Source organism: Oryzifoliimicrobium ureilyticum, assembly GCF_037199735.1.
GTDB lineage: Bacteria > Pseudomonadota > Alphaproteobacteria > Rhizobiales > Rhizobiaceae > Rhizobium > Rhizobium ureilyticus.
This window is the reverse complement of sequence record NZ_JBBBVQ010000001.1, coordinates 524706-547057: the sequence shown is the minus strand read 5'-3', so window position 1 is coordinate 547057 and position 22352 is coordinate 524706. Positions and strand designations below refer to the sequence as shown.

The following is a 22352-nucleotide window of genomic DNA, read 5'->3' as shown; positions in this document are numbered from 1 at the left end:
GGTCGCGCTTCGAAGGCTGCTCGACTTGCGCGCTACAGTGAGTTTGTACGCGTTATTCCTTGATAAAACGCTTCTTGAGGATTTGTTTATATAAAATCACGTATTTTAACTCCTAATTACGTCCTTAGGAGAGCTTTAATGCGTTTGTCGATTCGAATTTTGCTAGCATCAATGTTCGTTGTACTTATTAGCGTTACAGCTATTCAGGGTATGTTGACGATCCGGTCTCTTTGGTCCGTCAAGGAGCAGATCCATGTTATTGCCGACAACCGTGTGCCGGCATTCATATTGATCGGGCAACTGAATGCTGATCTCGGGGATGTTCGCGTTGCCCAAGGTGCCGTGTTGGATGCGCCTGCTGACAAGCTTGACCGCTTCAAAGCGGAACTCGCGCAGGCACTCGCTTCCGTCGAAGACAGGATGAAAAAATATGAGAGTTTGCTGGTCGATGAAGCTGATCGTCAAGCGCTCTCAAACTTCAAGAAGCAATGGACGGATGTCGTTACGCGGTGGAAGGAAATAGAGAAGCTTCAGGTCGAAGGAAAAACGGAGGCCAGCAAGGCCTTGTTCTTTGGCCCAGCCTTGAAAGATTACAATGAAGCAGGCGATGCGCTGCAAGGCGCCGTCGACGACATTGCCATGGATACTTCAAACGAAAGCGCATCTGCAAAAGACTATGCAGATCGGACATCCACAATCGCCTATGTTTCATTGGCAACGGCACTGATCATCGGTCTTGTTTCGCTCTTGCTGAGCAACAGACTACTCGCGCTACCGCTGACCCTGCTTTCGGGCACGATGAAGAAGCTCGCCGAGGGCGATCTTTCCGTCGATATACCTTATGGCTCTCGCCGCAACGAGATAGGCGATATGGCCAAATCTATGGAAGTGTTCCGCGAGGCCGCAACCGCCAATAGGCGCCTGGAAGCCGAAGCGCTCGAGAATCGCGAAAAAGCCGAGGCAGAACGAATCGCAACTCAACAACGGATTGAAGCGGAAGCTGCAGAGCGTTTGCAGGCGGCCACTTCCGGATTGGCGAAGGGGCTTCAACGGTTGGCCTCAGGAGACCTTTCTTTCCGCTTGGAAGAGGCGTTTGCGCCCGACTTTGAAGCCCTGCGCCACGACTTCAACCAGTCTGTTTCTCAGCTTTCCGATGCTCTATCGGCTGTGACCAGAACAGCTTTGACGATTGAAACGGGCACAAAGGAAATTGCCGTTGGAGCTGACGACTTGTCGCGTCGGACGGAACGTCAGGCTGCCTCTCTCGAGGAAACAGCCGCAGCCGTTACTCAGATAACCTCGCAAATTGCAAATTCCGCAAAGCGCACAGAACTCGCTCTTCAAACTGCGGCGAACGCCAACAAGGCTGCAGCGGATTCCTCTTTGGTGGTGGCAGATGCCGAAAATGCGATGCATGGCATCGAGACCAGCTCTCATCAGATTACCGGCATTATCAGCGCCATCGACGAAATCGCATTCCAAACGAATCTCCTCGCGCTGAATGCCGGCGTCGAAGCGGCTCGTGCTGGCGAAGCCGGAAAAGGGTTTGCAGTCGTTGCTCAGGAGGTTCGCGAGCTTGCTCAGAGATCATCCAATGCAGCGCGGGAAATTCGCCAGTTGATTGCCAATTCGACCGCGCAGGTGGAAAATGGCGTCAATCTTGTGCGCAATGCAGGGTCTGCGCTCAATATGATCGTCGGTTTCATCGGCGAGATCAACGCGCACACACAAGCGATCGCCGCCTCTGCGCAAGAGCAGTCCTCTGGACTAAAAGAAATCAATCAAGCCGTCAATGAGATGGACCAGTCTACACAGCAGAATGCAGCAATGGTCGAGCAGTCGAACGCTGCGGCAAATACGCTGGCGCAAGAGGCGGATCGCCTGCGTGAGCTGATTGGTGCTTTTGTATTGCCCGCCGATCCCTCCATCCATAGCGCAGCCCTTCGGCAGACTGCGACAGCCATGAAGTCCACACCATCGGTCCAAAGCAGAGCGCCAGCGCCAAGGGTCCAGAAGGCCGTAGGCGGCGGGAGCAACTGGCAGGAGTTTTGAGCGCCAGAGGCTCGGCCCGTGGTGCTTGTCTCAGAAGGCGGTTTCGCAAAAAGCAGTTGACGATCGATAGGGCGCTCTTCGGGGCGCCTTTTTACATGCGGCTTGCGCAGTGCTGCTTGACCAAGAAGATCTGTTTTGGTCTTAGCCAAACATGATAGGATTGGCTGATCTGCCTGATGTGAAAGTAACGACATGGATATTATCCCCGAGCCGGATGGCCCTCTCGAAGAAGAGGACATCTTCACCAGCGCACCCCTCAGACTGACGGTCGATCTTGGCGCACTCGCCGAAAACTGGCGCGATATGGATCGTCGCTCCGGCAAGGCACGGGCGGCGGCTGTTGTGAAGGCAGACGCCTATGGCATGGGGATTGAAGATGCCGGCGAAGCACTTTACCGCGCCGGGGCCCGCGATTTCTTTGTGGCATCTGTCGATGAAGGCGTGACGCTTCGCCATTACGCTCCAGATGCGAGAATCTTCGTCTTGGCGGGTATATGGCCGGGCACCGAGCGACGTTTTTTCCAAAACGATCTTGTCCCGGTCGTCTCCTCGGAAGAGCAACTTGCGTTCTGGATGGCCGTGCTTGCGGATTATGGCGACTATCCCTGCGTGCTCCACGTCGATACCGGCTTCAACCGGCTTGGCCTCGGCATGGAGGAGGCGCTCGCTTTGGTCGACGATGTGTCGCGTCCGGCCAGCTTCGCGCCGGTGCTCGTTATGAGCCATCTGGCCTGCGCGGATGATCCGCAATCGCCGATGAACAAGGAACAACTGAATCTCTTCAGGCAAGTCGCTGCCGCTTATGAAGGAATTGATGCGAGCCTTTCTGCCTCTGCAGGTATCTTTCTTGGCGAAGACTACCATTTCGATGTCACACGGCCAGGGATCACGCTTTATGGCGGGCAGGCCGTCAACGGCATGGCCAACCCGATGCGGCCCGTCGCCAGCGCTCAAGCCCGCATTGTCCAGATACGCCATGTCAAAGCCGGTCAATCAGTCAGTTACGGGCGTGCGTTGCGCCTCGAGCGAGACAGTCGACTTGCCGTCGTCGCAGCAGGTTATGCCGACGGCTATATGCGCAGCCAATCCAACGGAGGGGTCCCGCTTCGGCAGGTCGTTCCCAAGCCGGGACAGGGTTTCGTAGCAGGTCATCGTGTTCCGGTCGCCGGGCGCATCACCATGGATTTAACCATCTTCGACATCACCGACGTGCCTGAGCACGATGTCAAGGCCGGAGATTACGTCGAGCTTTTCGGCCACAACATCCCCGTTGATGAAGCAGCAGAAGCGGCTGGTACGATCGGCTATGAAATGCTGACGCATCTCGGACTGCGATACGCACGAGCCTATATCGAGGAGTGATAGAAATCGCGTTTGACGACTTAAAGCCGCGCGGGAAAAGCGGACTGGCTTTTGAACTGTTCTTGCCCTATACGAGAACAAAACAAGATCAAATCAGATGATGTCGCCGCGTGACACTCACCAGCGCTTTCATCGAAAAGAGGAAGATCCGTCGCATGGCAAAGGCCAGAACGCAGTTCATCTGCCAGAATTGCGGTACCGTCCATAACCGCTGGTCCGGAAAGTGTGATGGCTGCGGCGAATGGAACACGATCGTCGAAGAAGATCCGACCGGCGGCATCGGCAGCGGACCGACGAAGACGCCACGTAAGGGCCGACCCGTTGCGCTGACTGCATTATCTGGAGAAATCGAACAAGCTCCCAGGATCGAAACCGGCATATCTGAGCTGGATCGCGTGACCGGGGGCGGCTTTGTCCGCGGTTCGGCGGTGCTGGTCGGCGGCGATCCGGGTATCGGCAAGTCCACCCTGTTGATGCAGGGTGCAGCGGCACTTTCGCGACGTGGGCACCGCATCATCTATGTGTCCGGTGAAGAAGCGGTCGCGCAGGTTCGGCTTCGTGCGCAAAGGCTTGGAGCAGCCGATACCGACGTGCTGCTGGCGGCCGAAACGAACGTCGAAGACATCCTTGCAACGTTGTCGGAGGGTAAACGACCCGACCTTGTTATCATCGACTCGATTCAGACTCTTTGGTCAGAACTTGCGGATTCGGCGCCCGGCACGGTGACCCAGGTTCGTACAGGCGTCCAGGCGATGATCCGTTTCGCCAAGCAGACGGGCGCCGCCATGGTTCTTGTCGGCCATGTGACCAAGGATGGTCAACTCGCCGGGCCACGCGTCGTTGAACACATGGTGGATGCCGTGTTGTACTTTGAAGGTGATCGCGGCCATCATTACCGCATCCTGCGCACCGTGAAAAACCGCTTCGGCCCGACTGACGAAATCGGTGTGTTCGAGATGTCCGATCGCGGCCTGCGAGAAGTTGCCAATCCTTCTGAACTCTTCCTCGGAGAGCGCAACGAGAAAACACCTGGCGCTGCCGTGTTTGCGGGTATGGAGGGTACGCGCCCAGTGCTTGTCGAGGTTCAGGCGCTCGTTGCGCCGACATCACTTGGCACACCTCGTCGCGCAGTCGTCGGGTGGGATTCTGCTCGTCTTTCGATGATTCTCGCCGTGCTCGAGGCACATTGCGGCGTCCGCCTGGGTCAACATGACGTCTATCTTAATATCGCCGGCGGCTATCGTGTATCCGAACCGGCAGCTGATCTTGCTGTCGCGTCCGCCCTCGTCTCGTCGCTCGCCGGGGTCGCCCTGCCCGCAAGCTGCGTCTATTTCGGCGAAGTTTCGCTATCCGGCGCAGTCCGGCCAGTCGCGCATACGGCTCAAAGGCTGAAGGAGGCCGAAAAACTCGGTTTTTCACAGGCGCTGCTACCGTCCTCTTCCGCCGACCTGCCAAAGATCCCGAATGCACGCTGGGGCGAAATTGACAGCTTGCCGGATCTTGTTGCCCGTATCGCAGGCTCAAAAGCTGCATTGCGGGTGGTGGAAGACGAGGTTTGATCCTTTCATCGCCACAATAGTTGATGATATAGGAAGCTCGCATCGGAATGGGGCATAGAGTTGGGGGCGTCGGCTTCCAGGCAATGCCGTATTTCAAATCAGTTTATATCCGCTGGAAAAGCAGTGGCCGCGAAGGCCACCGCGATCCGGTTTCGAGGCGCGGCCGGGCAGCCCTTCGGGCGTCGGTCTTGGAGTTTGGGTTACATGCCAATTACGATCTTTGACGGTATTGTTATCGGCGTCGTGCTGTTTTCCGCCGTGCTCGCCATGGTGCGCGGATTCTCTCGCGAGGTCCTGTCGATTGCGAGCTGGGGCGGCGCTGCCGTCATCGCCTATTATTTTTACCCCTATGTCCTTCCCTACGCTCAGAAATATACCGACAGCCAAACTGTCGCAAAGGCAGGTTCTGCCGCAGCGCTTTTCTTTGTGGCCTTGATCGTCATATCATTCATTACGATGAAGATTGCCGACTTCATCATCGACAGCCGCATCGGTGCCCTTGACCGCACCTTGGGTTTCCTGTTTGGCGCTGCCCGCGGCATCCTTCTTCTTGTTGTCGCCGTGGCCTTCTGGAACTGGCTTGTTGATGCCGAACATCGCCCAGCCTGGGTGAACAATGCGAAGTCCAAGCCTTTTCTGGACTCAATGGTGGTCAAGCTTCAATCGGTTCTCCCGCCTGAACTTGCACAGGTGGTGCGCGCCAGTATGATTGAAAAGCTGCGCCCTCAGAACACCAACGGTGCGAATGAAAATTCGCAGGGCACCGAACAGGCGCCAGCAGACGATGCTAACCCTGCAGGCGGCGCACAACAGCCCGCCAATTAAAGCTTGAGCGGCGTCTTGACCCGCCGCCCGGCAGCTGCCATTTGAGCAGTGACAAAATTATGAAAATCCGGCCTGGTTAGCGCCTCGCCGGATTTACGCGTTCCTGCTCCGGACGCCGGTGCGGGAAGACATACGAAGAGCGCCGAAAGCCGGACTATTCCGCTGATACCGGCGTCTTGTGCAAAATTGCCGATCCATCAGTCTGAGCAGAGGCCCCGCTTTGATGAACCAGTCCCCTTCATTTTCGACCGATGACAGTCTTGACGGCGATACATTGCATGAGGAATGCGGTGTGTTCGGCATTCTTGGGCACACCGATGCCGCAACACTGACGGCACTCGGTTTGCATGCGCTACAGCATCGCGGGCAGGAAGCTGCGGGGATCGTTTCGTTCGATGGACGTCGCTTTCACCAAGAGCGGCATATGGGACTTGTCGGCGACCACTATACCAATCCGGCGACGATTGCCCGCCTGCCCGGGAGTATGTCCATCGGCCACACCCGTTATTCGACGACGGGCGAAGTCGCGATGCGCAACGTACAGCCGCTTTTCGCCGAACTGGAGGAAGGCGGCATTGCCATCGCGCATAACGGCAATTTCACGAACGGCCTGACCCTTCGCCGCCAGATCATCGCAACCGGCGCTATTTGTCAGTCGACGTCCGACACGGAAGTGGTGCTTCACCTCATCGCGCGCTCACGCCATACATCCACGACCGACCGCTTCATCGACGCGATCCGGCAGATGGAAGGCGGCTATTCCATGCTCGCCATGACGCGCACCAAGCTTATTGCAGCGCGCGATCCGACCGGCATCCGCCCCCTCGTGATGGGGGAACTGGACGGTAAACCAATCTTCTGTTCAGAAACCTGCGCTCTCGACATCATTGGCGCGAAGTTCATTCGCGATGTGGAGAATGGAGAGGTTATTATCTGTGAGATCCAGCCGGATGGCTCGATCTCTATCGACGCGCGGAAGCCGAAAAAGGCCCAGCCAGAGCGCCTGTGTCTGTTCGAATATGTCTATTTCGCCCGGCCCGATTCCGTGGTTGGCGGCCGCAACGTCTACACAACGCGCAAGAATATGGGTATCAACCTCGCTAAAGAAGCGCCGGTTGAAGCCGATGTTGTCGTTCCCGTTCCAGATGGCGGGACACCAGCCGCAATCGGCTATGCGCAGGCGAGCGGTATTCCCTTCGAGCTTGGCATTATCCGTAATCACTATGTCGGACGCACATTCATTGAGCCAACACAGCAAATCCGTGCTTTTGGCGTAAAGCTCAAGCATTCGGCCAATAGGGCCATGATCGAAGGCAAACGGGTCATCCTCGTTGATGACTCCATCGTCCGCGGCACTACTTCCGTCAAGATCGTTCAGATGATCCGAGAAGCGGGCGCAAGCGAAGTGCATGTTCGTGTTGCGAGCCCAATGATTTTCTTTCCGGATTTCTACGGAATCGACACGCCTGAGGCCGACAAGCTCCTTGCCAATCAATATGCCGATGTCGATGCCATGTCGAAATTCATCGGCGCCGACTCATTGGCTTTTCTCTCGATCAACGGGCTTTATCGTGCTGTAGGCGGAGAGGATCGAAACTCTGCCCGTCCGCAGTTTACCGACCATTACTTTACAGGTGACTATCCCACGTCTCTTCTAGACAAGAATGGAGAAGCAGTGGGCAGCAAGATCTCGATGCTTGCCAGCAACGGCTGATCTCGTCCATAGATCAGCTGATATTGCAGGGAGGCATTATGGGTATCGACCTCAACGGCCGGGTGGCGCTTGTCACCGGCGCATCACGCGGCATCGGATATTTCACGGCGCTCGAACTGGCCAAGGCGGGTGCACATGTGGTTGCCTGCGCGCGGACTGTCGGCGGCCTGGAAGAACTTGACGACGCCATCAAGGCTGCAGGCGGCTCTGCAACGCTTGCTCCTTTCGATCTTGCGGACATGGAAGCGATCGACCGGCTCGGCGCGTCCATCTTCGAGCGCTGGCGCAAGCTCGATATCTTGGTCGCGAATGCTGGCATTCTTGGCGTGATCTCACCCGTCGCGCATGTCGAAGCGAAGATCTTCGAAAAAGTCATGACCATCAATGTCACCGCGACGTGGCGCTTGATCCGCTCTGTCGAGCCGCTGCTTCTACAGTCCGACGCCGCCCGTGCGGTCGTCTTGTCCTCCGGCGTCGCCCATAATCCGCGCGCATTCTGGGGACCTTATGCAGCCTCGAAAGCTGCCGTCGATGTGCTGGCGCGTATCTGGGCGATGGAAACGGGACATACCGGCCTTAAGGTGAACGGCGTCAATCCAGGCGCGACAAGAACGGCCATGCGTGCTCAGGCGGTGCCCGGAGAAGATCCTCAGACCCTGCCTCATCCCGCGGAGATTGCGGCGGCTTTTTTGCCGCTGCTGACCTCTGAATGTCAGGAAACGGGAAAGCTATTCATCGCACGCGAACGACGTTTCGCTGAGTTTCAAGCTCCGATCTAATTCACACTCTGCCGTTCCATACTCGTATCAGTCTGGCTTGACCTCGGAAAGACGGTGAGCCATAACTGCCGTATGAGAACGAACCTCTGCATCATTTGCGGTATTATTATTCGCTAGCATTTGCTGGCTTGACCGTTCTCGTCTCTCGAAATCTCTGAAAGACACGGAACCGGTCTCGCCGGCGCGTTTCTATGGAGAAATCGATGAGCATGCAGCTCAAGCTGTATAATACACTGACGCGCGAGAAGGCTGTCTTCACGCCGATCGATCCCTCCAACGTGCGCCTTTATGTTTGCGGACCCACGGTTTACGATTTTGCCCATATCGGCAATGCGCGACCGGTCATCGTCTTCGACGTTTTATTTCGCTTGCTTCGCCACGTTTATGGCAGCGAGCACGTAACCTATGTGCGCAACATCACGGATGTTGACGACAAGATCAACGCGCGGGCCCTGCGCGATTTCCCGGGCTTATCATTGAACGAAGCCATCCGCGCTGTCACGGAAAAGACTGAAAATCAATTCCTGACGGATGTGGCGGCCCTTGGGACGCTCGAGCCGAACGCCCAGCCGCGCGCAACCGACAATATCACCCAGATGATCGAGATCATCGAAAAGCTTGTTTCCGGTGGTCACGCCTATCAGGCATCGGGCGAAGTCTTGTTCGATACGAGGTCGATGCCTGACTACGGGCAGTTGTCGAAGCGCAACTTGGATGAACAGCAGGCCGGTGCGCGCGTTGCGGTGGACGCCCACAAGAAAAACCCGGGTGATTTCGTCTTGTGGAAGGGTTCAGATGAGAACGAGCCCGGCTGGGAAAGCCCTTGGGGCCGAGGCAGACCCGGCTGGCACATTGAATGCTCTGCAATGAGCGCACGTTACCTAGGCGAAACCTTCGATATCCATGGCGGTGGCCTCGATCTGATTTTCCCCCATCATGAAAATGAGATCGCCCAATCGCGGTGCGCCTATGGGACGCATGCCATGGCGAATGTCTGGATGCACAACGGCTTCGTCCAGGTCGAAGGCCGTAAGATGTCAAAGTCCGAAGGCAACTTCATTACCATCAATGAACTGCTGGCGACCGAAGTTTTCGGCGGACGGCAATGGCCTGGCGCTGTCCTGCGTCTTGCGATGCTGATGACGCACTATCGCGAGCCTATCGATTTTTCGGTGAAGAGACTTGAAGAAGCCGAGCGCCTTCTGTCCAAATGGCCAAGCGCCGAGCCGGGCAACGCCTCCCCCCACGACACGGTACTAGCACCGTTGCTCGACGACTTGAACACGGTGGCGGCGGTGCAGGCGCTCCATGCACTTGCACAGTCGGGCGATCCCGCTGTCTTTGCCGCAAGCGCTGAACTTCTGGGATTGCGTCCTGAAGCGGTGGAAATTGACGAGGCCATGGCCGCTGAGATCGATCGTCGTGTGTCTGAACGGCTCTCGTTTCTGAAGGACAAGAAGTTCCAGGAGGCGGATAGAATTCGTGACGATCTTGCCGAAATGGGCGTCCAATTGAAGGATGGCAAAGACAAAGATACTGGCGAACGGATTACAACGTGGGATCTGAAGCGGTGAACCCGATCTCAGGCGAAAAGTAGGCGTCGTCGTTGTTCTTTGGAGCGCAGCAGAGCATAGCAGCTATTGTCCCTTGATGAGGAGGAACGGGATGATCGATCATATGGGCATCAAGGTTTCGGATTTCGAGAAAGCGAAAGCGTTCTATGACGCAGCATTTGCGCCACTCGGCGCATCGCTTCTATACGTCGTGCCGCCCGAGTATACGAATGGAGCAAAAGTCGGCGGCTACGGCCGAGATCGTCCCGTTTTTTGGGTAACGGAAGGCGAAACGGCCGCGAACAGTGCACAACATATTGCTTTCGCTGCGCACAATCGGGCTGCGGTGGATGCCTTTTACCAAGCTGCGCTTACTGCCGGCGGCAAGGACAACGGTAAACCGGGCCTGCGGCCCCAATACCATGCTGATTATTACGGCGCTTTTGTCTTCGACCCCGATGGAAACAACATCGAGGCGGTCTGCCATATGCCAGAGCGGGAGCAATAACGATGAGCGGATACAGCGGCGGATGTCAGTGCGGCGCAATTCGTTTTCACGTCGATGGGGAACTGACCAGGAGTTCAATCTGCCATTGCCGGATGTGTCAAAAGGCCTTTGGTGGCTATTATGCGCCGCTCGTCTCGGTACGAGGGAAATCGTTCCAATGGACACGGGGCACACCAAAACGTTTTCAATCGTCTAATCTGGTGCAGCGCGGCTTCTGCGAGGCTTGCGGCACACCTTTGACCTATGAGGCGCCGGATGGCATGGCGATCGCTGCCGGTGCCTTTGACGAGCCGCACCGCCTGCCGCCAGTCCTTCAATACGGCACCGAAGCGAAGATACCGTTTGTGGATCACCTTCACCAACTTCCTGGTCACGAAACCTCTGAGGATCTGACGGATGCGCCATATCTGGCCGATCTCGTTTCCTATCAACATCCGGACCATGACACGGGCATTTGGCCACCCGAGGTGAAGCCATGAGCGGCTATTCCGGCGGATGCCAGTGCGGTGCGGTACGCTACCGGGCAACAGGCACAATAGGCTACCCGCACATCTGCCATTGTCGTATGTGCCAGAAAGCGAGTGGCAATTATTTCCTTCCGCTCGGAAGTGTTGATATCTCTTCATTCGAAATGACGAGGGGCGAACCGCAATGGTTCTTCTCTTCGGAAATGGTGCGACGAGGCTTTTGCGCCACCTGCGGAACACCGCTTTTCTATGACGTGCCGCGATCTGGATCTATCAATGTGACGCTTGGCTCACTTGATGAACCGGAAAGTGTAAGACCGGTCGCTCAGTCAAACCTCAAGACGAAAATGTGCTGGTTTGAAGAAGTTGACGGCTTGCCGATCGAGCCGGACGACGCCACAAACGAACGCGAGACAAAGATTGCGGCAAGCAATCGGCAACATCCGGATCACGATACCAAACCCTGGCCAATGGAGAAGACACCGTGACTGAGACAATTCATTCCGGCGGATGCCAATGCGGCGCCGTGCGGTTTCGTATCAAAGGCGCGCTTGGCCGCGCATCCATTTGCCATTGCCGCATGTGTCAAAAGGCCTTCGGCGGCTTTTTTGGTCCGTTGGTTTCGGTGCCATCGGATGCCCTGGAATGGACGCGTGGACAACCTTCCTACTTTCAGTCTTCGGTAAATATCGATCGGGGGTTCTGCAGGGATTGCGGGACGCCGTTAACCTATCGGCACCCTTCAGGCATTGAACTCTCCATTGGCGCTTTCGACAAGCGAGATGACCTCATGCCTAAGATCCAGGTGAATTACGCATCGCGCATTCCTTGGGTTAAGGAAATCTTCAATCAGCCGAAGCGGGATGAGGCTGAAGATTACGCCAAGCAGGAAGGCGTCATTTCGTTTCAGCATCCCGATCACGATACGGAAGCCTGGCCAAAACACGGATTGCACCTATGACTGAGGTTTTACGCGGGCTCTATCCCGAAATTGCTCCTTACGCGTCAGGCATGCTTGATGTGGGAGATGGCCATCAGATCTACTGGGAGCGCAGTGGAACCCCTGGCGCAAAACCTGCAGTATTTTTGCACGGCGGCCCGGGCGGCGGCTTCTACGACACCCACCGCCAGCTATTCCATCCCGAGCTTTACGATGTGATCTTATTCGACCAGCGCGGCTGCGGTCGTTCAACGCCACATGCCAGTCTGGAGAACAACACGACCTGGCATCTGGTGGCTGATATCGAGCGGCTGCGGGTGATGATGGGTGTCGAAAAATGGCTGGTTTTTGGTGGGTCCTGGGGTTCCACCCTGGCGCTCGCTTATGCCGAGGCCCATCCAGGGCATGTGTCAGAACTCATCGTGCGCGGCATTTATACGTTAACCAAGGCTGAGCTGGACTGGTATTATCAGTTCGGCGTTAGCGAAATGTTTCCGGACAAGTGGGAGGCGTTCATCGCCCCGATCCCGGTAGAGGAGCGTCATGAGATGATGCTCGCCTATAATCGACGCCTGACCGGAAGCGACACAGCGGTCCAACTGGCCAGCGCAAAGGCGTGGAGTACCTGGGAAGGCTCAACCATCACGCTTTTGCCCGACGCGGCATTAACGACGGGATTTGCCGAAGACAATTTCGCTATAGCATTTGCGAGAATCGAGAACCACTTTTTCGTCAATGCTGGATGGCTCGAAGAAGGTCAGCTGCTGCGGGACGCCCACAAGCTAGGCAACATTCCGGGCGTCATCGTTCATGGGCGATACGATATGCCGTGCCCGGCAAAATATGCATGGCTTTTGCACAAGGCTTGGCCCAAGGCGGAATTTCATCTCATTGAGGGTGCCGGACATGCCTATTCCGAGCCAGGCATTCTCGACAGACTTGTCCGCGCAACCGATCAATTTGCAGGAAAGCATGACGACGCGCTTTGAAACGCACGTCGAGCGACAAAAGGATTGAACCAGTGACGCGTGAAAGATTGTATCTCTTCGACACTACGCTTCGAGACGGGCAGCAGACACCTGGCATCGACTTTTCCGTCGAAGACAAGATCGCGATCGCCGATATGCTGGATGAATTCGGCCTCGATTATGTTGAAGGCGGTTATCCCGGCGCCAATCCGACAGATACCGCTTTCTTCAGTGAGAAGCGGACCCGCAAAGCGAAATTTGTCGCTTTCGGAATGACCAAACGTCCCGGTGTCTCGGCTTCCAATGATCCGGGCCTCGCCACTTTGCTCCAGGCAAAAGCGGATTCCATCTGCTTTGTTGCGAAGAGCTGGGATTATCATGTTGAGGTCGCTCTGGGGTGTAGCCTCGATGAAAATCTGGCCTGCATCCAAGAAAGCGTGAAAGCAGCCGTAGCGGCAGGGCGCGAGGCCTTGGTGGACTGCGAGCATTTCTTTGACGGATACAAAGCCAATGCCGATTATGCGATCTCCTGCGCGAAAACAGCCTATGAGGCCGGGGCACGCTGGATCGTGCTTTGCGATACGAATGGCGGTACGCAGCCTCCCGAAGTCAGCAAGATCATTGCCGCGGTTCTGGCCGCCGGCGTTCCTGGCGACTGTCTTGGGATCCATGCTCATAATGATACAGGACAGGCAGTCGCCAATTCGCTAGCAGCGGTAGAGGCCGGCGTTCGCCATATTCAAGGCACGCTGAACGGCATCGGAGAGCGATGCGGCAATGCCAATCTTATCACCTTAATTGCGACGCTTTCCCTCAAGCCGGTGTACGCGGAGCGTTTCGAAACGCCAATCGGTCCGGAACAGCTCGCCAATCTGACGCGACTGTCGCATTTTTTCGATGAACTCCTGAACCGCTCGCCCGATCATCAGATGCCGTATGTCGGTGCGTCTGCTTTCGCGACAAAAGCCGGCATTCACGCATCTGCGCTATTGAAGGATCCCAAGACTTACGAGCATGTCCCGCCGGAAAGCGTGGGGAACTTTCGAAAGGTCATGGTGTCCGATCAAGGCGGCAAGTCCAATTTCATCAACGCGCTGAAGCGGCGCGGCATCGATGTGTCCAAGGACGATCCTCGGCTCGATCACCTGATTTCGCTCGTAAAGGAGCGTGAGGCGCAAGGCTATGCTTATGAAGGCGCCGATGCGAGTTTTGAGCTCCTGGCCCGTCGCACGCTCGGCACCATCCCAAATTTCTTCGATGTCGATGGCTTTCGCGTCATGGTGGAACGACGATTCGACAGCCTGGGCCGCGTGAAGGTCGTGTCGGAAGCCGTCGTCAGACTGGTCATCGATGGCCAAACCATCATGTCGGTGGCGGAAGGCGATGGACCGGTCAACGCTCTCGACTTGGCGCTACGCAAGGACTTTGGCAAATACCAGCATGAAATAGACGATCTCGTTCTTACCGACTTCAAGGTGCGTATCCTCAATGGCGGTACGGAAGCCATCACTCGAGTGCTGATCGAATCCTCCGATAGCGACAGCGTGCGCTGGTGGACCGTTGGCGTGTCGGAAAACATTATCGACGCCTCGTTTGCGGCCCTGATGGATTCGATCATCTATAAGCTAATGAAAAATCGCGCCTTGGCCGGCAGGATTGCCGCAGAGTGAATGCTCTTCGTTGCCCGTCGTTGGGACCCACGGGCACTTGCGAGGGTCACTCGTACCTCAGTTTGTAAAGACCCGGTTTGCGGGTGGAAGCTGATCGTTTCACGCAAATGAATTGGTCTATTCACGCGCGTTAAGTTATGCGGATGATGGGAGGGTCAGAAGACAACCGACCCGAGCATTCGATTTTTATTGAAAGATCCGGGCCGATGAGCGCCGACAGTGTACAATCTCCCGTCAAGAACGAAGACACACCTCGTGGTTTTGCCTTCGCGCTGGCCGCGTATCTCATGTGGGGTGTTCTGCCTTTTTATATGAAGGCAGTGGCTCATATCTCGCCTGCGGAAGTCATTGCACATCGCATTGTCTGGTCGGTGCCAATTGCCGGCCTCGTTCTAATTGTTCTAAAGCGTACGCATGAGTTGAAGGTTGCCCTGCGCTCGCCTCGCATGCTGGCCATGGCATCTCTCACCGCCGCACTGGTGACGGTGAACTGGGGGACCTACGTCTGGGCAATTGGGGCGGGACACTCGCTTGACGCTGCGCTCGGATATTTCATCAACCCGCTTTTCAGCATCTTCTTGGGCGCCACGCTGTTGAGGGAGCGCTTGCAGCTCGCGCAAAAGCTCGCCATTGGACTTGCCGCAACTGCGGTCATTATCCTGACCATTGAGAACGGCAGTCTTCCCTGGGTCTCTCTCACCTTAGCCATCAGCTGGGGCTTCTATGCGTTTTTTCGCAAAACTTTGCCGCTCGGCCCCAATCAGGGGTTCCTGCTGGAGGTGATGATCCTTAGCATCCCCGCGCTGCTTTACATCGTCTATCTCGAATTCTTCGCACAGACAGCGCACTTTATGCAGACAAACACGCTCGACACGCTGTTGCTTGCCGGTAGCGGCATCGTGACGGCAGTGCCGCTCATCATTTATGCCAATGGTGCAAAGCTCTTAAAATTGTCGACGATCGGCATCATGCAGTACATCGCGCCCAGCATGATCTTCCTCATCGCGATCTTCATTTTTCAAGAGCCTCTAGGGTTTGCACGAATGATCGCATTTCCGATGATTTGGGCCGGCCTTGTTCTTTACACCTGGTCGATGATGCGCGCCAATCGCCAGGCACGCGAGTTCGATAAGAGACGGGTCGAATCCGAGGCTTAAATCATGGCTTGTGCAAACGGATCTCTTTAAGCATCACCAGCAGGCCATGCCGGCACCTAGAAGGGATGCGCCGATGTCTCGAACGACTGGCTGCCGCCCTCACATTTTGGAAAGAATTTCGCTATCTCCTTCACGGCTACCGGCAAGCTCAGCGACTCGCTCCCTGATAGCTGGGATGATGTTCTCGACCTTGTCGATGACCAAAGGCTGAACGCGATGGGCAGTATGAACGAAGCCTTGCTCCGTCATATGCCGCAGCAACTCCATCATTGGATCCCAAAAACCGTTGATATTGGCAAAGACCATCGGTTTTTCATGCTGACCGAGCTGACCCCAGGTCATCACCTCAACGATCTCTTCCAGGGTACCGATCCCTCCAGGAAATGCCACGAAAGCGTTTGATCGCTCAAACATTTTATGTTTGCGAGCGTGCATATCCTTCGTCACGACGAGCTCGCTGAGTTGGCCAAGCGAATGCCTTGTGGCCTCCATGTCGATCAGAAACTCTGGAATAATGCCTGTCACTGCACCGCCCTGGGCCAAAGCTCCGGCGGCAACTGCGCCCATAATTCCCTTTGTTCCTCCACCATAGACCAGGCGGAGTCCATGATCGGCTATTTGCCGACCGAAAGCGCGTCCGGCGGTCATGTAGGTAGGATCGCTTCCTGGGCGCGAGCCGCAGTAAACGCAAACGGATTGAAAGTCGGGAATCTCAGTGTTCATGAGCCCAAACAATCAAGGACGTTACAGCCAGTCAAGAAAAATGACTGAAAAAGAGTTTCAGTCTTCTGCCTTGTTGCTTTCAATGCTTGTGAAAAGCTGCGGAAATCGCTAGCAATTCCAGAGTTTTTGCGTTCGATACGCGCCTGGGGAGACGCCTGATGAAAAACCGCGCCGGCTTGCTGGCTCTCGTAGTCCTGGCAATTGCCATCTTGCTGATGGTTTTCGTCGTTATGCCGCAAATGCAAGGTCAAAAAACCGGTAACGATGTTGCCAAGACGCCGGCTCAATCCGATACCGCCGCTTCATCCAGCGCATCCGGGGAAGCGGCAAAGACCTCCAGGCCGCAAAGCACGGAACCTCCTGGGACAACCACAAAGGCCGAGGACGTTGGGCAAGCGCTCGGTAATCTGATGCGCAATGCAAGCGGGTCTTTGGACGAGTTGAACAAATTGTTCATCGATGGCAAGGGACCGCCGGAAGACGCCTTTCAAACGGCAAAGAGCAATGCCATCGGCGCGCTTGACGCGCTTGCAGGATATACGCCTCCCGCCAATGCCGACACCGCAAGCACCGATGCTGTAACCAAGGCCAAAGATGGTGCGAACAAGGCGCTGGCGATCATCAAGTCGCTGCCGGAAAACATCACTGACGCACGCGCAGCGATTGCTTCTGCCATCGCCGCCCTGCGCGGTGCAGCTCCCCCTTCGGCCGATAAGGCATCTGCATCCCCCTCGCCAACGGGCTCTGACGCTGCGCCCTCAGCCCCTTCGACCAGCGAAGCGGCAAAGACCGCTAAAACTGAGCAGGGCGTCCCAAGTTTCGATGTTCTGCGCGTTGAGCCTGATGGATCTGCCGTCGTCGCCGGCTCCGCAGCACCGAATAGCAAACTCGACGTCATGAACGGCAATCAGGTTGTGGCCACCACCAAGACCGGACCAAGCGGGGATTTCGCCGCCGTTCTGGACCAACCTCTGCCACCGGGCGATCATCAGCTGGTTCTGCGTGCGACGACTGCTGACGGCAAGACATCGACGTCAGAGGAAGTCGCAACGGTCTCTGTGCCACGTGACAAGAAACAAGCAGAGCTGCTCGCCATGGTATCGAAGCCAGGTCAAGCAAGCCGGATCATCACAGCGCCAGAACAGAACGAACAGGCTGCCAGCGGTGCCGCGTCAGCTGGCAAGACAGAAGCCAATCAAAACAGCACCGCTCCGGCCGCCAACCAGCAGGCAGCGGCAGGCACAATGGCTTCCAAATCCGGCATGAGCGATGCCCAGGCTGACGTTACGGTAACGGCAGTTGAGATTGAAGGCAGCCGTATCTTCGTGGCAGGTCGCGCCAAGCCAGGGTCCAAGCTTCAGGCCTATGCCGACGATAAGCTGATCGGAAACAGTACGACAGGTGCGGATGGAAATTTCGTGATCGACGGCACTATGGATCTCGCCGTTGGGGACCACAAGATCCGGGTTGATCTGTTGGGGCCAGATGGAAAGGTCGCCGTTCGTACGTCCGTGAACTTCAATCGCCCAGATCGCGACCAGGTCACCGTCGCCGCCCAATCGAATTCTGGCGGAGAACAGCAGGCAGCCTCTCTTGAAGAAGGCACCTTCGAAAAGTTGAAAAGTGATGCTGCAAAAGCCTATGGCTTGTTGAGTGCCCTGTTTGCCAACAATCAGGTCCCAACATCAGAGCAGCTGGCCGCCGCTCGGTCTGCGACGGAAATAGCCTTACGTTCGATTGTCGATTTCCGGGCATCGGCTGAGGCGACGGAAGCTTTCAGGCAAGCAGTCAACCAAAGCAGGAAGCTTGCGACCGACGCGCTTGGTCAATTGCGCAACCTGCCAGACGATCCTTCAGCCGTGAAAGAAGCGCTTCCAAAGCTTGCCGCCCTTATCGATCAGCTTGCGCCCAAGCCTCAGGCCGATAGCGCCGACAATACATCACCCTCCATCGCGGACGGACCGAGAACCATCGAGCAAGCCCCTCTCACAGAGAGCAATGGCACGGTCATCATTCGTCGTGGCGATACTTTGTGGCAAATCTCACGGCGCGTTTATGGTGCTGGCGTGCGCTACACCACGATCTATATCGCCAATGAAGATAAGATCAGAAACCCTGACCGCATCCTGCCTGGCCAGATTTTCGGTCTTCCCAAGGATGCCCTTCCCAATTCGGAAGAACTGCATCGCAAGCGGCTGAACGGCGGACATATGTAAGGCCGTTGCCTGCTTTCAGAGCCGAAGATGTTTATGTCTGGACGCCTCTGCTGACGACGCATAACTCCACATCAGTATATTAGATTGCATTCATTCTCACGGCGCTTTATCAGCGCCGTGTGTTCTTCCGGCACGTCGCCGGCATCCCATTCCATCAGGCAAACGCGTTCCGGACGATCTGTCCGGATCCCTGCATCCGGCCGGAGACCGACATGGCAGAGAAAAAGACCGTATCAGAGTCGAATCTGCTGCGAACTCTCTTCAATCTCTGGCCCTATATGTGGCCAACAGGGCGTCGTGACTTGAAGATGCGGGTCGTGTGGGCCTGCGTCTATCTTCTGGTGTCCAAATTCGTGCTGCTGCTGGTCCCTTACTTCTTCAAGTGGTCGACAGATGCGCTGAACGGAAAGCTCGATCTCCCGAGCGGTCTGCCACCCCTCCTCGTCGGCGCAGTCGCATTGGTCATCGCATATAATCTCACGCGCCTGCTACAGCTTGGCTTGAACCAATTAAGGGATTCTCTTTTCGCCAGCGTTGGGCAGCACGCCGTGCGCCAGCTGGCATTCAAAACCTTCGTGCATATGCATCAGTTGTCATTGCGCTTTCATCTCGAGCGCAAGACCGGCGGCCTTTCGCGCATCATCGAACGCGGGACGAAGGGCATCGAAACCATCGTTCGGTTTACGATCTTGAATTCGGTGCCGACCTTTATCGAGTTCCTGCTGACGGCGGCAATCTTCTGGTGGGGATACGGATTTTCCTACCTTGCGGTGACGGCGTTCACCGTCTGGGCCTATATCTGGTTTACGATCCGCGCTTCGGACTGGCGCATCGCGATCCGTCGCTCGATGAACGACAATGATACGGATGCAAACACAAAGGCGATCGATTCCCTCCTGAACTTTGAAACGGTCAAATATTTTGGCAACGAAGACATGGAAGCCAAGCGCTTCGACGTATCGATGGCACGATATGAAAAGGCTGCAACGGAAGTTTGGACATCTCTTGGCTGGCTAAACTTTGGTCAGGGCGTCATTTTCGGGCTCGGTACAACGGTCATGCTCGTCATGTCCGCCTATGCCGTGCAACGCGGCGAGCAGACCGTCGGCGACTTTGTCTTCGTAAACGCAATGCTGCTGCAGCTTTCCGTGCCTTTGAACTTCATCGGGTTCGTCTATCGAGAAATCCGCCAGGGCCTCACGGATATCGAGCAGATGTTCGATCTATTGGAGGTTAAAGCCGAGGTGGTCGATGCTCCCGACGCTGTAGAGCTGAAGATCGATCGCGGCGCCATTTCCTTCAAAGACGTCCAATTCGCCTATGACCCAGAGCGTCCTATTCTGAAAGGCGTCTCTTTCGAGGTGCCGGCCGGCAAGACGGTGGCCGTGGTCGGCCCATCCGGCGCCGGCAAATCGACCATTTCGCGGCTGCTTTACCGGTTTTACGAGGTTCAGAGCGGCACGATTACCGTTGACGGGCAAGACATTCGCAACGTTACCCAGCAAAGTCTTCGAAAAGCGATTGGCATCGTTCCGCAGGACACCGTTTTATTTAACGACACCATTGCCTACAATATTCGCTATGGCAGACCTTCAGCCAATGAAACGGAAATGCAGGCCGCAGCGGAGATCGCGCAGATTTCCAGTTTCATTCAGCAATTGCCCGACGGTTTTGATACCAAGGTCGGAGAACGAGGCCTCAAGCTTTCCGGCGGGGAAAAGCAACGTGTCGCGATCGCTCGCACGGTCCTGAAAGCACCGCCCATTCTTATCCTGGATGAGGCAACCTCGGCGCTCGATACGACGACAGAGCGCGATATCCAGACGGCACTTGATATTGTCTCCAAGAACAGAACAACGCTCGTTATCGCCCACAGGCTCTCAACGGTCATCGGGGCGGATGAAATCATTGTTCTGAAAAGCGGAGAAATTATCGAGCGCGGCACGCATGGCGAACTTCTTGCGCAAGGCGGGCTTTATGCTTCGATGTGGGATCGCCAGCGCGAAGCGATCGAAGCCGAAGAGCATCTCAAGCAGGTTCGCGAAAGCGATGACATGGGAATCGTCATCCGCCGTCCACCTGCAAATTGAATCTTGTAGTTCCGTGTTATCGGCAAGGGCGCGCCATTGCCGCTATAGATCGGCTTACAATTGAAGGTCTGTTGCCGTATGGTCTAAAGATGTGCCTCGCCATTGCTCATAAAACTGTTTGGCTGTAACCAGCACGAATAAGAATATCAGGGAGAAGACAGTTCATGAGCCTGTTCGACACGATCCGCAACACGATCGTACCTGTCCACAAGGAAGGTTATCCTTTTGTTGCTGGATTTTTCGTCGCGTCGCTGATCCTCGGCTGGATCTTCAAGCCGCTGTTTTGGATCGGCCTGATCTTGACGTTGTGGTGCGCTTACTTCTTCCGGGATCCGGAGCGCGTGACCCCTCAAGACGACGATCTGGTCATTTCCCCCGCGGACGGAAAGGTTTCGGCCATACAAATGGTCACGCCTCCCGCCGAGCTTGGGCTTGGCGGCGAACCGATGCTGCGCATTTCCGTTTTCATGAACGTCTTCAATTGCCACGTCAATCGCTCGCCGGTCCGTGGTCGGATCACCGGCATCCATTACCGGCCCGGCCAATTCGTCAATGCGGAACTCGACAAGGCCAGTGAAGACAACGAGCGCAATGGACTGGTCATCGACACCGTCCATGGACGGATCGGTGTGGTTCAGATCGCAGGTCTGGTTGCGCGACGAATCCTCTGCTTCTCACATGTTAACGAACCACTCGATGCAGGTGAGCGTTTCGGCCTGATCCGATTTGGTTCGAGGCTGGACGTTTTTCTTCCAGCTGGAGCGGTGGCGCGGGTTGCGGTCGGTCAAACCGCAACGGCTGGCGAAACCGTTATCGCCGAGTTTGGATCAGACAAGGGTCCTGTCATTAGTCGGCGTGGTTGATCCATGGTAAATCCCTTTCCGCCCTATGAGCCAAATGGACCGAACGAGTCAGCGCGGGGACCGCGCCTTCGCGAAATACCGTTCAGGCTGATCGTTCCCAATCTGATCACGATCCTGGCGATCTGCGCGGGATTAACGGGCGTCAGGCTTGCTTTTGAGGAACGCTACGAGCTGGCGGTTTTCATGGTGCTCTTGGCGGCTTTTCTCGACGGGATTGATGGGCGCGTCGCGCGACTGATGAAAGCCACCTCAAAGTTCGGCGCGCAAATGGATTCGCTTGCCGATATCGTGAATTTCGGCGTGGCACCGGCTCTTGTTCTTTATGTTTTCGTGCTCGACCAAGCCCGCGCATTCGGTTGGATCGCCGCGCTGCTGTTTACCATTGCGGCCGGCCTGAGGCTCGCGCGTTTCAATGTTATGGCGGAGCGTGAGAACAAGGCCAGCTGGCAATCCGAATATTTCGTCGGCGTGCCTGCACCGGCAGGCGCCATGCTCGTATTGCTACCGGTCTATCTCGGATTTCTCGGTGTCGAGAGAAACGCTACCTTCGGATATATTGCGGCGGTTTATACCGTGCTTATTGCCTTCCTTCTGATCAGCCGCCTGCCCGTCTGGTCCGGAAAGTCTGAAGGTACACGGCTGCGCCGCGATCTTGTCCTTCCCTTGATGCTCGGTGTCGTCTTTTACGCCGCACTCCTGTCCAGCTATACCTGGGAAATGATGGTAGTGACCGTTGCAATTTACCTGGCCTCCCTTCCCTTCGGCGCGCATAAGTGGCGTCGCAAATACGGAACCTTGACCATCGAGGAACCCGGAGTAGGAGACGACGACATGGGAAGACACATCTGACCGCCTGCGATTTGTCAGCGTGTTCAGTGTGTTGTTTTTAAGTCTTCGTTCACCATA

Annotated in this window: 19 protein-coding genes; 18 read left to right on the top strand and 1 reads right to left on the bottom strand. The window is 56.1% G+C overall.

Annotation, left to right across the window (positions count from 1 at the left end; translation table 11 throughout):
* Positions 1-138 precede the first annotated feature (138 nt).
* The 14 genes from VQ830_RS02615 to rarD all read left to right on the top strand — a co-directional run bounded on the left by VQ830_RS02615 (position 139) and on the right by rarD (position 15554).
* Positions 139-2052, top strand: coding sequence for a HAMP domain-containing methyl-accepting chemotaxis protein (locus tag VQ830_RS02615; protein WP_337266487.1), 1914 nt, complete (start codon positions 139-141; stop codon positions 2050-2052).
* Positions 2053-2244: 192 nt separating this feature from the next.
* On the top strand, positions 2245-3414 hold the full coding sequence (gene alr / locus VQ830_RS02610) for an alanine racemase (RefSeq protein WP_337266486.1): 1170 nt from the start codon (positions 2245-2247) through the stop codon (positions 3412-3414).
* Positions 3415-3569: 155 nt separating this feature from the next.
* A complete protein-coding gene (radA, locus tag VQ830_RS02605; RefSeq protein WP_337266485.1) occupies positions 3570-4973 on the top strand; it encodes a DNA repair protein RadA in 1404 nt (467 codons plus the stop codon).
* A 204-nt stretch (positions 4974-5177) separates the two neighbouring features.
* Complete coding sequence (locus VQ830_RS02600) at positions 5178-5798, top strand: CvpA family protein (protein WP_337266484.1); 621 nt, start codon at positions 5178-5180, stop codon at positions 5796-5798.
* Between the two features lie 223 nt (positions 5799-6021).
* Entirely contained in the window at positions 6022-7512 is a 1491-nt protein-coding gene (gene purF / locus VQ830_RS02595; protein WP_337266483.1) for an amidophosphoribosyltransferase, read from the top strand.
* 38 nt (positions 7513-7550) lie between these two features.
* Positions 7551-8291 (top strand): SDR family NAD(P)-dependent oxidoreductase, encoded by a 741-nt coding sequence (locus VQ830_RS02590; protein WP_337266482.1) that lies wholly within the window; start codon positions 7551-7553, stop codon positions 8289-8291.
* Between the two features lie 203 nt (positions 8292-8494).
* Positions 8495-9865 carry a cysteine--tRNA ligase gene (cysS, locus tag VQ830_RS02585; protein ID WP_337266481.1) on the top strand — a complete coding sequence of 457 codons (1371 nt, stop codon included), beginning with the start codon at positions 8495-8497 and terminating at the stop codon, positions 9863-9865.
* Between the two features lie 91 nt (positions 9866-9956).
* Complete coding sequence (locus tag VQ830_RS02580; RefSeq protein ID WP_337266480.1) at positions 9957-10352, top strand: VOC family protein; 396 nt, start codon at positions 9957-9959, stop codon at positions 10350-10352.
* Between the two features lie 2 nt (positions 10353-10354).
* On the top strand, positions 10355-10831 hold the full coding sequence (locus VQ830_RS02575; RefSeq protein ID WP_337266479.1) for a GFA family protein: 477 nt from the start codon (positions 10355-10357) through the stop codon (positions 10829-10831).
* The gene (locus VQ830_RS02570; RefSeq protein WP_337266478.1) at positions 10828-11307 is read left to right on the top strand and encodes a GFA family protein; all 480 of its coding nucleotides are present in this window, start codon (positions 10828-10830) and stop codon (positions 11305-11307) included. The genes VQ830_RS02575 and VQ830_RS02570 overlap by 4 nt, the downstream gene beginning before the upstream one ends.
* A complete protein-coding gene (locus tag VQ830_RS02565) occupies positions 11304-11780 on the top strand; it encodes a GFA family protein (RefSeq protein WP_337266477.1) in 477 nt (158 codons plus the stop codon). Before VQ830_RS02570 ends, VQ830_RS02565 begins: the two co-directional genes overlap by 4 nt.
* Positions 11777-12748 carry a prolyl aminopeptidase gene (pip, locus tag VQ830_RS02560; protein ID WP_337266476.1) on the top strand — a complete coding sequence of 324 codons (972 nt, stop codon included), beginning with the start codon at positions 11777-11779 and terminating at the stop codon, positions 12746-12748. The genes VQ830_RS02565 and pip overlap by 4 nt, the downstream gene beginning before the upstream one ends.
* 32 nt (positions 12749-12780) lie before the next feature.
* A complete protein-coding gene (gene cimA, locus VQ830_RS02555; protein WP_337266475.1) occupies positions 12781-14397 on the top strand; it encodes a citramalate synthase in 1617 nt (538 codons plus the stop codon).
* A 206-nt stretch (positions 14398-14603) separates the two neighbouring features.
* Positions 14604-15554: an EamA family transporter RarD gene (rarD, locus tag VQ830_RS02550; RefSeq protein WP_337266474.1), complete on the top strand. Its 951-nt coding sequence runs from the start codon at positions 14604-14606 to the stop codon at positions 15552-15554.
* 99 nt (positions 15555-15653) lie between these two features.
* Here rarD and VQ830_RS02545 read toward each other — a convergent pair whose 3' ends face one another.
* Positions 15654-16277 carry an LOG family protein gene (locus VQ830_RS02545; RefSeq protein ID WP_337266473.1) on the bottom strand — a complete coding sequence of 208 codons (624 nt, stop codon included), beginning with the start codon at positions 16275-16277 and terminating at the stop codon, positions 15654-15656.
* A 155-nt stretch (positions 16278-16432) separates the two neighbouring features.
* Here VQ830_RS02545 and VQ830_RS02540 point away from each other — a divergent pair, with 155 nt between their 5' ends.
* The 4 genes from VQ830_RS02540 to pssA all read left to right on the top strand — a co-directional run bounded on the left by VQ830_RS02540 (position 16433) and on the right by pssA (position 22295).
* Positions 16433-18493 carry a LysM peptidoglycan-binding domain-containing protein gene (locus tag VQ830_RS02540; protein WP_337266625.1) on the top strand — a complete coding sequence of 687 codons (2061 nt, stop codon included), beginning with the start codon at positions 16433-16435 and terminating at the stop codon, positions 18491-18493.
* Between the two features lie 212 nt (positions 18494-18705).
* Entirely contained in the window at positions 18706-20583 is a 1878-nt protein-coding gene (locus VQ830_RS02535; RefSeq protein ID WP_337266472.1) for an ABCB family ABC transporter ATP-binding protein/permease, read from the top strand.
* A gap of 164 nt (positions 20584-20747) precedes the next feature.
* Positions 20748-21446 carry a phosphatidylserine decarboxylase gene (locus tag VQ830_RS02530; protein ID WP_337266471.1) on the top strand — a complete coding sequence of 233 codons (699 nt, stop codon included), beginning with the start codon at positions 20748-20750 and terminating at the stop codon, positions 21444-21446.
* A gap of 3 nt (positions 21447-21449) precedes the next feature.
* Positions 21450-22295, top strand: a complete 846-nt coding sequence (pssA, locus tag VQ830_RS02525; protein ID WP_337266470.1) for a CDP-diacylglycerol--serine O-phosphatidyltransferase — start codon at positions 21450-21452, stop codon at positions 22293-22295.
* Positions 22296-22352: the final 57 nt, after the last annotated feature.